Annotated in this window: 15 protein-coding genes; 1 reads left to right on the forward strand and 14 read right to left on the reverse strand. The window is 46.9% G+C overall.

The window, feature by feature from the left end:
- Positions 1 to 3 precede the first annotated feature (3 nt).
- Both RB160_RS11950 and RB160_RS11955 read right to left on the reverse strand, forming a co-directional pair.
- Entirely contained in the window at positions 4 to 225 is a 222-nt protein-coding gene (locus RB160_RS11950) for an AtpZ/AtpI family protein (RefSeq protein WP_316570568.1), read from the reverse strand.
- A gap of 394 nt (positions 226 to 619) precedes the next feature.
- On the reverse strand, positions 620 to 2,929 hold the full coding sequence (locus tag RB160_RS11955) for a S8 family serine peptidase (protein ID WP_316570569.1): 2,310 nt from the start codon (positions 2,927 to 2,929) through the stop codon (positions 620 to 622).
- A 148-nt stretch (positions 2,930 to 3,077) separates the two neighbouring features.
- On the opposite strand from RB160_RS11955, the gene RB160_RS11960 reads away from it, so the two are divergent.
- Entirely contained in the window at positions 3,078 to 3,860 is a 783-nt protein-coding gene (locus RB160_RS11960) for an AAA family ATPase (RefSeq protein WP_316570570.1), read from the forward strand.
- 102 nt (positions 3,861 to 3,962) lie between these two features.
- Here RB160_RS11960 and upp read toward each other — a convergent pair whose 3' ends face one another.
- From upp to RB160_RS12020, 12 genes are all read right to left on the reverse strand, one after another.
- Positions 3,963 to 4,592 (reverse strand): uracil phosphoribosyltransferase, encoded by a 630-nt coding sequence (upp, locus tag RB160_RS11965; RefSeq protein ID WP_316570571.1) that lies wholly within the window; start codon positions 4,590 to 4,592, stop codon positions 3,963 to 3,965.
- A gap of 227 nt (positions 4,593 to 4,819) precedes the next feature.
- Positions 4,820 to 6,061 (reverse strand): serine hydroxymethyltransferase, encoded by a 1,242-nt coding sequence (gene glyA, locus RB160_RS11970; protein WP_316570573.1) that lies wholly within the window; start codon positions 6,059 to 6,061, stop codon positions 4,820 to 4,822.
- 83 nt (positions 6,062 to 6,144) lie between these two features.
- Entirely contained in the window at positions 6,145 to 6,720 is a 576-nt protein-coding gene (locus tag RB160_RS11975; RefSeq protein WP_316570574.1) for a TIGR01440 family protein, read from the reverse strand.
- Between the two features lie 118 nt (positions 6,721 to 6,838).
- A complete protein-coding gene (gene rpiB / locus RB160_RS11980; protein ID WP_316570576.1) occupies positions 6,839 to 7,285 on the reverse strand; it encodes a ribose 5-phosphate isomerase B in 447 nt (148 codons plus the stop codon).
- A 38-nt stretch (positions 7,286 to 7,323) separates the two neighbouring features.
- Positions 7,324 to 7,779: a low molecular weight protein arginine phosphatase gene (locus RB160_RS11985; protein ID WP_316570578.1), complete on the reverse strand. Its 456-nt coding sequence runs from the start codon at positions 7,777 to 7,779 to the stop codon at positions 7,324 to 7,326.
- A 137-nt stretch (positions 7,780 to 7,916) separates the two neighbouring features.
- Positions 7,917 to 8,471: a manganese efflux pump MntP gene (locus RB160_RS11990; RefSeq protein WP_316570580.1), complete on the reverse strand. Its 555-nt coding sequence runs from the start codon at positions 8,469 to 8,471 to the stop codon at positions 7,917 to 7,919.
- 179 nt (positions 8,472 to 8,650) lie between these two features.
- The gene (locus RB160_RS11995; RefSeq protein WP_316570581.1) at positions 8,651 to 9,706 is read right to left on the reverse strand and encodes an L-threonylcarbamoyladenylate synthase; all 1,056 of its coding nucleotides are present in this window, start codon (positions 9,704 to 9,706) and stop codon (positions 8,651 to 8,653) included.
- Positions 9,707 to 9,884: 178 nt separating this feature from the next.
- Complete coding sequence (locus RB160_RS12000; protein WP_316570582.1) at positions 9,885 to 10,328, reverse strand: GNAT family N-acetyltransferase; 444 nt, start codon at positions 10,326 to 10,328, stop codon at positions 9,885 to 9,887.
- Between the two features lie 507 nt (positions 10,329 to 10,835).
- Positions 10,836 to 11,213 carry a hypothetical protein gene (locus tag RB160_RS12005; protein WP_316570583.1) on the reverse strand — a complete coding sequence of 126 codons (378 nt, stop codon included), beginning with the start codon at positions 11,211 to 11,213 and terminating at the stop codon, positions 10,836 to 10,838.
- Between the two features lie 33 nt (positions 11,214 to 11,246).
- Positions 11,247 to 11,633: a KGG domain-containing protein gene (locus tag RB160_RS12010; RefSeq protein ID WP_316570584.1), complete on the reverse strand. Its 387-nt coding sequence runs from the start codon at positions 11,631 to 11,633 to the stop codon at positions 11,247 to 11,249.
- 218 nt (positions 11,634 to 11,851) lie between these two features.
- Positions 11,852 to 12,715, reverse strand: coding sequence for a stage II sporulation protein R (spoIIR, locus tag RB160_RS12015; protein ID WP_316570585.1), 864 nt, complete (start codon positions 12,713 to 12,715; stop codon positions 11,852 to 11,854).
- Positions 12,716 to 12,894: 179 nt separating this feature from the next.
- Positions 12,895 to 13,212 (reverse strand): general stress protein, encoded by a 318-nt coding sequence (locus RB160_RS12020; RefSeq protein ID WP_316570586.1) that lies wholly within the window; start codon positions 13,210 to 13,212, stop codon positions 12,895 to 12,897.
- Between the last annotated feature and the right edge of the window lie 20 nt (positions 13,213 to 13,232).

Raw genomic sequence — 13,232 nt, forward strand, 5'->3', positions numbered from 1 at the left:
ATGTTAGTCTCCTGAATAATATTGCTTAACGAGGCGGAGCATGGCGTAAATTCCGGCCGCCAATCCGAGGAAAAGCCCAACGACCAGGAAAAGCGGTTCCGTCCCAGCTTTGCCGTCGAGCCACCTGCCCGCAAAAATGCCGATGAGCACGGATCCGGCCAACTGGGCAAGGATTCCCGACATAAGTGCCATTGCCTGGAATTGGGTTCGGTCGTTCCTTCGCATACGGTTACATCCCCTGCATCGAGAATGGAAATCGGGCAAAACATCGTAAAAAATATGTATGAAAAAATCCTGTTTCAATGTGCAACATTTCCCCAGGAATGCTATGTAAACCCTATCATTTTATGCCCTTTGTAAGCATACAATAGCACCCTGTTATTGTCAATCCAAATGCGGTTAATCTATTCACAAACATAGGGGGGAAACGACTTTTTTCGCCAGAAACCGCATATAGGGGAAGGTTTTTAAATTGGAAGCGTTTCCACTATGTGTGAAGTGAATCTTGTGTTCCATAACAAAAAGCCTTTTTTTTCATCTGTTTTCAGCGCTTAATTCCTTCTTTTTTTGTTCGTTTTTTCAAAACAAAAAAGCTCCCTTTTCTAGGAGCCGTTTTCTTTCAATTAAATTGGGCGGTCGTTTCAAAAAAATCCTCTTTTCCCGCTTTTCTCGCAAATACTTTCACAATATAAATTCCCGGTTCCGGAAGTGCTGCTGGATTGATTTCCCGTTTCAGCATCCCCTTTCCGATTTTCCTCCCATAGTCAAGGAAGCCCACAAATCGGAAATCGTTTTGGCGGAAAAGTGCGATGCCGAATTCATCCGCACCGCCAGGCAGGTAAACTTCATAGCGGAAAACTCCCGGCCTGTCTCCCTCCCCCATGGCGAATCCCATCACCCTTGGATAGTCCGGTTCGGTAAGCGCGAGGATAAAAGGAATTCGAATAGGCTTACCATCAGCTTGTAGCAACAATGCCCCATCGACAATCCTCCCTTTATAAACGGACGGGTCTGCAGTCACTGTCAAATGCACCCTCTTCTCTTCTCCGGTTCCCAAGGTAAAGGGGAGAGGCAGTTTCCAGGCCAGCCCATCATCCTTAGGGGGAATCGAAAACGAATAGCGTATTGTCTTGCCACTCACATTTTTAACAATCAGTATACTGTTTTGGGATGCCTTCCAAATTGGTTTGGCAATTTTTCCGAAAGTGAGCGAGCCGGGAAGCACAAGTGTCTCCGGAGCGGCTGCTTTGTCGGCCTGGATTCTTCCAGCCCCCTGTTCAAATGTCCTGTACGGCTTGGCTTGGCTACTTTTTAATACAATAGCTGTATTCATTAACGCGGCCTTTATTTCCGCCGGCCCCCATTCGGGATGCGCCTGTTTAAGGAGAGCGCACACTCCCGCGACATGTGGAGCTGCCATGCTCGTCCCGTTGAGAGCAAGGTAACCGCCGGGAACCGCGCTTGTAATCGCCACCCCCGGGGCTACCACATCAGGCTTGATTTCCCACGTTCCGGTGACAGGTCCCCGCGAACTGAAAGCCGCAAGCCTGTCACTATCATCAATTAGCTCGATTCTAACGGGTCTCCCGCTTCTTAACAGCTGCTTGCCAGCCGCCGCTGACACCGTCCCCACTGGTATAGGAACGGATTCCTCCAAATTGCCGTAAAAAATACCCTTTGTGTTTTTATAAATAATGACTGCTCTTGCTCCCGCCGCAAGGGCATGTTTCACTTTTTCCGTGAAGGTAATTTTTCCACGCTTGATGACGGCAATTTTATTTCTTACTCCATTTAATTCTTCCGGCCTGCCAAACTTGCCGTCCACAATTTCAGCCGATGGCCCCGGCATCCACTTTCCCGAGCCTGCCATCTTTTCAATCCGGAGTCTTTTTCCTGTTTCTTCTATAATAATAGTGGGAGCCTTCATGAATGGCGTCGACGCACCGACGGAAATGGCTTTGGACGCTGTTCCCGGTGCCCCCACCGTCCATTGGCCTGGGCCTGAATTCCCCGATGAAACAACAGGGACAATCCCTTTTTCCGCGGCTCGGTTTAACGCGGTTGAGACGGGAAGGTCAGGCCCGTTGACGGCGTTTCCAAGAGATAAATTCAGAACATCCACCCGATCTTTGATCGCTTCTTCAATGGCAGCGAGTACAAGTTCAGTCGTCCCTTTTCCGCCTGGCCCCAACGCCCTGTATGCTTTGATGGTTGCACGGGGCGCCACTCCCTGGATTTTCCCGTTACCTGCGATAATGCCCGCGACATGGGTACCATGGATTGTCGCTGCCTCCCCCGGTTCCTTTGTCTCCATCGGATCCGCATCCTTATCGACCAAATCCTTGCCGCCGCCATAATTTCTTCTTAAGTCCGGATGTGTATAATCTACTCCGGTATCAATTACGCCCACTATCACTCCTTCTCCAGTCAGCCTTTTGCCATTCCTGTCAAAAAAACCACGGAGCTTATTCGCCCCAATCATTGCGGCTCCATTGGCTTGAATCTCTTCTGTATCCAAGCCTCCCTGTAATTGTTTTAGATTGACGTTTATTTTGTTGGATGGAATCGGCCGGATGCCTTTATGGCTGATCACGTGACCCGACATTTCTTCTTCAATACGATAGGTTTGCAATTCTGAGAACGACTCCACATTCGAATCTTTTTCAAGCATGAGGATTTCTTCCAGCGTTCCCTCAATTGAATAGCCGTTCAACGCCTCTGAATAGATGTGCCGTACCTTAATTGATGGAAATTTCCGCAAAACCTGATTTGCCGCTTCCTGTGAAGTAGGCTCCTTCAAAATCAAAATACCTCTTTTTACTTCTTGGGGTTTCATTTCCGGCAAGGGCGGTATTTTAAATGCCACAGCCTCTCCGGTACCAGATTGGAGGAGAAATACAATACAAAATGTGCTTATTAGTTTTTTCATATACCCGATCCTTTTTTCTGATAGGGTTTGAATAAACTTGTCGTTCTATTCGATACCCCAGCCGGTTCATTCAGGACAGATTGCCCCTCGCCATCCTGGGTGCTTTTTGATATTGTAAAAAGCAACAATGCTTGGAGGATAGAAACGCATGGTTCTTTTACGGAAAGTGGCCTTAATGGAAAAAATAGAGGAAAATCATTATCCATTTAACCTGCCGCTTATTAAAAATTTCAGGGAATTGGCATTCGAAAACCCGGTTACGATTTTGGTTGGAGAGAATGGGACAGGAAAATCGACTTTTCTTGAAGCAATTGCAGCAAATTGCGGCAGCATCCTGATTGGAGGCGAACCGATTGATACCGACCCGGCCCTCGCGCCGGCCCGGGAGCTTGGGCAGAAGCTAAAACTCGCATGGAGTGTCCGGACAAAGAACGGCTTTTTCTTCAGGGCCAATGACTTTATAACCTATTCCAGAAAGCTGGCTGAAATTAAAGCCGAGTCGAGGCAGGCCTATCTAGAAATCAAGGAGCGGGATCCCTACAGCCTTGAAGTATTGCCCTACGCACGAACACTTTATGAACTTCAACAATTATATGGAGAGGGGCTTGAGGTTCGCTCGCATGGTGAAAGTTTCCTGGATTTATTCCAGGCACGGTTCCGCCCCGATGGACTGTATATCCTCGACGAACCGGAAGCGCCGCTCTCCCCCATCAAACAACTTTCTCTCATATCGCTGATTCTGGAAATGGTAAAAGAAAATGGGCAATTCATCATTGCTACCCATTCCCCCATGCTGATGGCCATACCGGGAGCCGATATATACACGCTGGATCATGGTGAGTTTGAGAAGACAGACTACCGGGATGTAGAGCATGTCCGGCTGACAATGGATTTCCTCTCGGATCCGCAGCGATTTTTGCGGCATCTATAAGTGGCTGCCGCATCTCCGGCTTATCATTTCGCCAGGGGATATTTTTCTCGCTAAATGCAAAAACCGAACGGATTTGGTAACCGTTCGGTTTTTTCACGAAAATTATTTTGTTCCAAAAAGCCTGTCGCCGGCATCGCCCAGGCCAGGGATGATATACCCATGGTCGTTGAGTTTCTCGTCAAGGGCAGCGATAAAAATGTCAACGTCAGGATGAGCGTTTTTGAAAGCCTCCACGCCTTCAGGGGCCGCAATCAGACACATGAATTTCACATGTTTGGCTCCGCGCTTTTTCAGGGAATTGATTGCTTCGATGGCCGATCCGCCTGTTGCAAGCATTGGGTCGACGACAATAAATTCACGCTCCTCAACATCGCTTGGCAGCTTCACGTAGTATTCAACCGGCATCAAAGTGGCAGGGTCACGGTAGAGTCCGATATGGCCAACCTTTGCGGCTGGGATTAGCTTAAGAATTCCATCGACCATACCAATTCCGGCACGGAGGATTGGGATAATCCCTATCTTTTTACCAGAAAGGACCTTTGATTTCGCGACACTGACAGGAGTTTCAATTTCAATGTCCTCAAGCGGCATTTCCCTGGTGATTTCAAACGCCATTAGCGTAGCGACCTCATCGACAAGCTCGCGGAACTCCTTCGTTCCGGTGTTTTTGTCACGTATGTAGGTAAGTTTATGCTGGATTAACGGGTGGTCAAATACGTATACTTTTGCCAAAATAATCGCCCCTCTACTAGTAGTATCCTCTTAAATAGGTTTGCACACTTCGTCTAATTTTACAGAAAAAACTTTTGCTCGGCAACAAGGAATGCGTATTCTAGCCATTTTCGTTAACTGGTACTTCAAGGCAATTATTCCCCTAACTGTCCATAAAAAAACCGGCCCGTTCATTAGCGGGCCGGTGAAGATATGGCAGGTTCTCTAGTCTCATTGGTTCCTACCTATTAATATTCAGGGTATAGGGTGAACTTGGAAGTGAGGGCGTCAACGCGCGCCTTCGCATCAGCAAGCTTGGCTTCATCCTCATGGTTCTTCAAGGTGAAAGCCATGATTGAGGCGATTTCCTTCATCTCTTCTTCCCCAAAGCCACGGGTGGTGACAGCAGCCGTACCAATTCGGATACCGCTTGTTACAAACGGGCTTTCAGGATCAAATGGAATCGTGTTTTTATTGACAGTGATGCCGATTTCATCAAGCACTTTTTCCCCAACCTTGCCTGTCAGGCCAAGGTTGCGCAAATCGACCAAAATCAAATGGTTGTCCGTTCCGCCGGATACTAGTGTGATCCCTTCTTCCTGAAGTGCTTTGGCAAGCGCCTTGGCATTGGAAATCACACTTCCTGCATACTCCTTGAACCCATTGTTAAGAATTTCACCGAATGCAACCGCCTTGGCCGCGATTACATGCATGAGCGGGCCGCCCTGAATGCCAGGGAATACGGATTTATCGATTTTCTTCGCAAACTCCTCACGGCAGAGAATTAATCCGCCACGCGGGCCGCGGAGTGTTTTATGCGTTGTGGATGTGACAAAATCAGCGTAAGGCACTGGATTCATATGCAGCCCAGCCGCAACAAGGCCGGCAATATGGGCCATATCCACCATCAGGTAAGCTCCAACCTCATCTGCTATTTCACGAAATTTCTTAAAATCTATTTCCCGGGGGTATGCGCTCGCGCCGGCAACAATCAGTTTCGGCTTGTGTTCAAGCGCTTTTGTTCGGACATCTTCATAATTGATTCGATGGGATTCTTCATCAACGCCGTACTCAACAAAATTATATTGGACGCCGCTAAAATTGACCGGGCTGCCATGTGTCAAATGGCCACCGTGAGATAGGTTCATTCCTAGGACGGTATCACCTTGCTCAAGCACGGTAAAATAAACGGCCATATTCGCCTGCGCTCCTGAATGGGGTTGGACATTCGCATGCTCGGCGCCAAATATTTCTTTGGCGCGGTCCCGGGCAAGGTCCTCGACAACATCGACGTATTCACAGCCGCCGTAATAGCGCCTATGCGGGTATCCCTCCGCATATTTATTGGTCAGAACTGACCCCTGCGCTTCCATTACAGCCTCACTGACAAAATTCTCTGAAGCGATCAACTCAATTTTTGTACGCTGCCTTTGCAATTCCTGCTGAATCGATTCAAATACCTGTTGGTCCCGCTTTGCCAAGTGCTCCATTAATTAATCCCCCTTAGAAGTCGCGTTTCTATTTATTTTGAAAATTCGATACTATTTTAGCAGTTTATTGGCGAAAAAGATACTCACGTACAGGAAAGATTTCCTGAAGTCCGTTCGTAAATGGCCCGCGGTCCGCCAATCAGTTTCGGTCTCGTTTTTGCAAGCACGACATTCGCATGCCCGACCGCCCGCCGGCCAACCCTGACCGGGACAGCAACCGCTTTCAGGTGCATGCCAATCAGCGTATCGCCAATATCGATTCCCGCATCCGCTTTGACCGATTCCACCACTACGGCATCGTCAATTTTTTCAAAAGCGTACGTGGCCATCGCCCCGCCGGCCGTCCGGACAGGAATAACGGAAACTTCCTCAAGCCTCCTTTGCTCCGCGGCATTTCTGCTAATAACCAAAGCCCTATTCAAATGTTCGCAGCATTGGAAGGCAAGTTCGGCACCTGTCCGCTCACGGAACTTGTCCAACTGCCGATAAAGCATTTCAGCGACTTCCACTGTTCCCGCGGTACCAATATGCTTCCCGGCCACCTCGCTTGTACTGCAGCCTACGATAAACAGGCTTCCCGGTTTCAACTCCACCTTTTCCAGGAATCCGTCGAGGATTTCGCTGAATTCCTTCTCCCACGTTCCAATTTCCTTTTCCATAATCATCCCTCCTCGTAAATCTGCGATGGAACAATGAAGCCCCGCGCCGTCCTCAAAACGGCCGCGGGGCACTATCTCCGTCAACCCGCAAATAAACCCTTCGGAACTACTCGATGGTTTACAGGTGTTTTTCCTCATATTCTTTTATTTTGCCAACACGGCCTGCATGGCGTCCCCCAGTAAACTCAGTCGAAAGCCAGATTTCCGCAATATCCCGCGCGAGGCCAGGTCCGATGACGCGTTCGCCCATGGCAAGCATGTTTGAGTCGTTATGTTCACGAGTCGCTCTGGCACTGAAGGTATCATGGACGAGAGCGCATCGGATTCCCTTTACTTTATTTGCGGCGATGCTCATACCAATTCCGGTTCCGCATATAAGGATGCCCCTGTCGAACTCCCCGGACGCTACTTTTTCAGCCACCGGCAAAGCATAATCGGGATAATCGACGGACGTGCTGCATTCACAGCCGAAATCCTCATATTCAATGTTCATTTCATCAAGGAGAGTTGCTATTTCCTTGCGGATGTTGATTCCCCCGTGATCTGATGCGAGTGCTACTTTCATGATTGTTTCCTCCTAAAGTAAAAAAGACTATAGATCAATTATTCCCTTTTTTCAGGTTCCTTGAGCTTTTTGGCTGCTTTTTCTATGAGCCTGCCAAGCTCCGAGAAGGTGTCCCGGTAAACATCAGCATCGCCTCCAAAAGGGTCGCCGACATCTGGATAGCCTTCCACTTCCGCAAACTCCTTTAGCGTATAGGTTTTACCAAAAGCCTCTGGAAACCTGCCGATAATCGCTTGTTTATGGGTAATAGTCATGGCAAGGATGACAGTTGCCCACTCTATGTCTTCCTTTTCAAGACTCCTTGATTGATGCGAATGGCTAATCCGGTTCTCATCCATTACGAGGATGGAATTCGGTGATGCGGCCGCCCCGTTGACAGCGAAAACCCCGGCAGACCTCACCTCAACCCCGGGAAGCTGTTTGCTTTTTAAAATTGCTTCGGCCATTGGGCTCCTGCATGTATTCCCAGTACAAACAAACAAAACTCGATGCATGTTCGGGCCTCCTTTCCCTTCATTATATAGCCCGTTTGCGCTATTTTCCAATCTGCCAATTCGGGGCGCCCGATTCTTCATAAGCTTTATGTCAAAATTAAAAACGGCCCCCTTCTGGAGAGCCGTTCCATGCTTCTTCATATTGGCAGCAGCAGTTTCAGGCCGAATGCCAGCAAAATCACACCGCCAAGGAATTCGCTGTATGATCCAAGCCACCCTTGGACCTTTCTTCCCGCCAGTAGTCCAGCCCAGGTTAATATGGTTGCCGCCAGTCCGAAACAAAGAATGGCCGCCATGGTCCTCGCTCCGTAAATCCCCAGTGTCAAACCAACTGAAAAGCTATCAAGGCTGACACTTAGCGCAAAAAATAAAAGCCCAAAACCAAGCGGTGTAATTACGCTTTCCTGATCCTTTTTGAGCCCCGCCCAAATCATCTGGATTCCAAGCAGGACAAGCAGCAAGCCGCCAATCAGGGATGCGAATGCCCCAAACTGCTCGGACAGGAATCTGCCGGCAATCATCCCGACCAACGGCATCCAAACGTGAAAAATGCCAATGGTAATGCCGATTTTAAAAATCTGCCGTAGCCGGAGCCTGTACATTCCCATTCCCAGGCCCACGGAAAATGCATCCATTCCAAGTGCAAACGCCATCAGCAACAGTGTTGCCAACTCTCCAACCATCATCGACATTGTGACCAGCTCCCCGGACATGCTAGTTCATCATATGCACGTCCAGGTATGTTTAGAAGGGGTGAACAACGGATTGTGGACAGCCCGGCCGAGGCGCTATGGCTCTTTCCTGGTGCGTTCCTCCAAGTGCGTACTTTATTTAAATTCGGCACTTTTCATTTGAATCAGGCGGAAGGCCCTTATCGTTTATCGTGTTCGAAAATGACCTTGTTCCCGGCAGCTTTCATCAACCGGTTCATAATCGCATGGCCAACACCTACTTCAGGGAACATTTCGCTAAAAATCATATCGGCTGGGGACTCATTGAACAGGCGAAGTGTATCATAAAGCGTTGCAGCGACCGTGTCGAGGCTATTCCGCTTCCCGCAGGCAATGACAACATCCGCCTTGTAGAAGCGTGCACTTTCCTCAGTCGCCAAGATGCCTACCCGTTTACCCTCTTCCATTTGCTGTGTTGCAAGCTGTTGCAAGTATTCACGGCTACCTGCAACCAAATAAAGTGGAGCTTCGGGGGCATAATGCCTGTATTTCATGCCTGGCGCCTTCGGTTTTGCATCCTCCCCCGAAAGAGCGGGATCCACCTCGACGTTGCCGATTACCGCTTCAAGCTGCTCCCTTGTAATTCCCCCCGGGCGCAGGATCGTCGGAACCTCGCTAGTACAGTCAAGGACGGTCGACTCCACGCCAACCCCCGTTGGCCCCCCATCGACAATTCCGGCAATTTTCCCGCTCAAGTCAGCGGCTACATGGGCGGCTGTTGTCGGGCTCGGTTTTCCGGAACTGTTAGCACTAGGCGCAGCTATCGGAAGCCCGCATTCCTTAAGAATTGCAAGTGCGACAGGATGGTCAGGCATCCTGACCCCTACAGTCTCAAGCCCCGCAGTGGCTTTTTCTGACAAGGCCCTTTTTTTCTTTTTTAAAATAAGCGTTAACGGGCCAGGCCAAAACGCATCCATCAGCCTGTCTGCTACGCGAGGAATTTCCTCTACAAAACTTGCCATCTTTTCTCTTTCAGCAATATGAATAATGAGTGGATTATCGGACGGCCTTCCTTTGGCCAGAAATATTTTTGCAACTGCCCCATCATTCTCGGCATTCCCGCCAAGCCCATATACGGTTTCCGTCGGAAATGCGACCACTTCATTTTCCGCCAGAAGCTGGGCGGCCTGTTTAATTTGTGGATTATTTATTAACTTTTCCACAGCGTTATCCACTGTCCAACGTTTTGTTTCCATCTTTTCTTCACCTTTATTCATTTAAGCCATTTATCTCAAAACACAAGGTAAAAAGGCACTTTTCGGTTTCTTTTTCCTTGAAAGTATAAAAGAAGAGATAGGTAAACACAAGGCATTATCCACAATTTGTGGATAATCCTATTGAAATGGTGGATAACTTTGTGGATATATCCACATTTTAGAATCGGAATTCCATAAAAACCGAGTTTTCCACATTTAGTATCTCCATAACATGGGCAGAGCGGAAAAATGCCTCTGGAAGTTCGCTTTTTACAATCATGCTGAAGCCAGCCATTTCAAAGAAAGGAATTGCTGCCCTCTTATTTGTCGCGAGATAAACTGCTTTTAATCCTTTCTGTTTTGCCAAAAGAAGCATTTGCTCAAAAAGCATGAACAATTTCTGTCCCCCAAGCCCTTCCGAAAGTGCAAGCGACCGAAGAAGCCCGAAATCACCAAATAGCAGAATGCCAAGGCTTGCCTTTATTTCACCATCATTTTCAGCGATAAGGAATTGCTCTGCTGTTTCCTCGTCAATACCGGCCGTCCCCAAGCCCGCCTTTTCCAAAAAACCAATGATCCTTGCAAGATCCTCCCGTGTGCCGCTTTTCAATGACAATTCCATCTCTCCCACTCCTGTTCTAGTAATCTACTCTATGACTATGTAGGAGGGAAAAAGAATAGAACTATCACGAACAAATGAAAAGCGCCGAAGCCTGGATAAGTATGAAAAAAGAAATGTGTATTTTGTGATGGGAATTCTCGCGTTGATTTAGTTCTGTTTCCAAACGCGGGGCCACTTCGGACTCGTTTTCTAACTATTAAAAACAATCCGGCTACCTAAAAAAGTTTTTTGTAAAGCATCCTCTTGGGCTGAAGAAGAACTCTATCATTCAAACCGATTTGAGTGGCAACCCTTTTATGATTTTGACCGGATAATGTCACTCATCTGGATTTGAGTGACTTCCTTTTCTTATTTTGCCCATTCAATGTCACTCAACAGGATTTGAGTGACTTCCTTTTCGGATTTTCCCCAATCAATGTCACTCAACAGGATTTGAGTGACTTCCTTTTCTGATTATGACCAATAAATGTCACTCAACAGGATTTTAGTGACTTCCTTTTCTTATTTTTACCAATCAATGTCACTCAACAGGATTTGAGTGACTTCCTTGTCGGATTTTCCCCAATCAATGTCACTCAACAGGATTTGAGTGACTTCCTTGTCGGATTTTCCCCAATCAATGTCACTCAACAGGATTTGAGTGACTTCCTTTTCTGATTTTGACCAATCAATGTCACTCAACAGGATTTGAGTGACTTCCTTTTCAAATTTTGCCCAATCAATGCCACTCATCCGAATTTGAGTGACTTCCTTTTCAAATTTTGCCCCTACTATGTCACTCAACAGGATTTGAGTGACCATCTTTTTTTGATTTCGCGAAATTTTGTCATTCATCAAGATCGAGAAATTTATAAGTTTCTGTTGAACGTTGAAAAAGGCGCCCAACCAACCGCTTGGGCACCTTTTAATACAGAACTTTTATTTGTTGTTATTGTCCCAACGGGCTTTCCCACCTTTTTCGCCGATTTCTTCATAGAAATTGCGGTCATGGTTATTGCTGGTAGCTTCCCCGCCTTTACGGCCAATTTCCTGATAGAAATCTTTTCCGTGGGACTCAGCAGTCGTTTCTCCGCCTTTGCGGCCGATTTCCTGGTAGAATTCTTTATTATGGGACTCAGCTGTTGCTTCCCCGCCTTTGCGCCCAATTTCCTGGTAGAAATCCTTGTCGTGTGATCCAGCTGTTGCTTCCCCGCCTTTACGGCCGATTTCCTGGTAAAAATCTTTATCGTGTTTTCTGCTTGTTGCTTCTCCACCCATACGTCCTGCTTCTTCTCGAGACATCTTTCCGTTGTTATTTCTAGCCATCGTTAAGATCACTCCTTCGAAGATTTTGTGTTGCACACTCCTTCTTTAACCGCTTCTCCATTTTAAAAACACTATATAAGCGATTGTTATTTACTTGTAAATGAAAAGAGATAATGCAGGAAGAAAAATACTGAAGTGGGAATTTAATTTCAGCCTTTTTAAGTTTGACTTAGGAAGTTACAAATTTTTTTATAGTAAAAAAGCCCGCATAGCAGGCTTTAATTCATGAGTTTCTCCCATAATTCCACAACAAAAAACTTTACCTTTACCGGTTGTTCGTCTTCTGAAACAAAAACTTTTTTAGTATAATTATTTTCGGAGTTTTCTTCACTTGTGAAATTAGTCCCCAGAAGCTCGTTCTTTTCGGCTAACTGCTCCTTTTGACTGCCGTTAGTTTTGTCCTTATTCTCTTCTGTTGAAACTTTTCCAGTCGAATATTTATCATTATTTTTTACAGGTTTTTCAGCTTCTTTTTGCCCTGCCTCAATAACGGTTTCTGCGCTTTTCAACTCTTTATTTTCCCTTTTTTCTAGGTCACTTGCATCCTTCTGCGTATCCTCAAACCCAGGTGACCTCACAGCTGTCCCGCTTGAGAAATCAAGAAAGCAGAGAGGGGGATACAATACACACCACCAATTGGCACCCTTTCCTTCACCAAGTGTAATCAGGATTGCCTCGTACTTACCAGCTGGATAAAGGAACTGTCCGTAAAGCTTTGTCGGAAAGTTTACGATACCGAACTCAGCTTTGGCACTTTGGGTAAACCCATTTTCATCAATTACTTCCCTGGCAATCGCTTCAATTTCCGGAAGATGCCCCTTGATGACATCCCTTGCCTCATCCAAGCTCGTCAATTCGCCAACCCACTCCGTTATTTTCTCGTTGACCTCATCGCGTACTTTGCGCTTTAATTCCTGGTCCGCTTCTGTGTCGCTATTCGCCAGGATTCTTAGCCGGATGGCTTCACCCGGAATAATTATTTCCTCTTTGCTGGCTGCTTGAATTTGCGGTGCATATAGATTTACGATTGTTCCAATTGATAAGACCGCCAAGTACAGCCAAACGATTAATTTATGATTCATTTCCCCCACCGTCCTTCACTATCAACAGTCTGGCCAAAATGGAAGAATCATAAACTAGGAGAAACTTTTATTTAAAACACTTCTGCTCTTCCGGTTTCATTATTTAAGGTTATTGTCGAAAAAGATTCGCGAAATATAAAAAACCCGGCCTCTGCCGGGTTAAACAATTATCACTATGATTATACCGGCAACATCGCATGGCTGCGGCACTTTTCCATTAAAAGGACATACTTTCCTTCAGTAAGGACAGTTGATTTCATCTGTGCTAGCATGACAGGATCTGCCTCATCGTTAAGGACATACTCCTGTATGATGTCCCAGAGCAATTCGCCATCCGTTACCTGGATAACCGGAATATCTACCTCTCCCTCAATACTCGTTTCCTCTTTTACAACGAGCGTCATATCCTCCGAACTGCAGCCTCTGTTTCTAAGTTCTTCTACGGCCGACTTAAGCTCTTGGATACTATCAAAGATGCCGACAATGGCATTTTCCATTATGTCTCCCCCCGCGAGTA

It is taken from the genome of Neobacillus sp. YIM B06451 (assembly GCF_032667185.1).
Taxonomy (GTDB): domain Bacteria; phylum Bacillota; class Bacilli; order Bacillales; family Cytobacillaceae; genus Bacillus_D.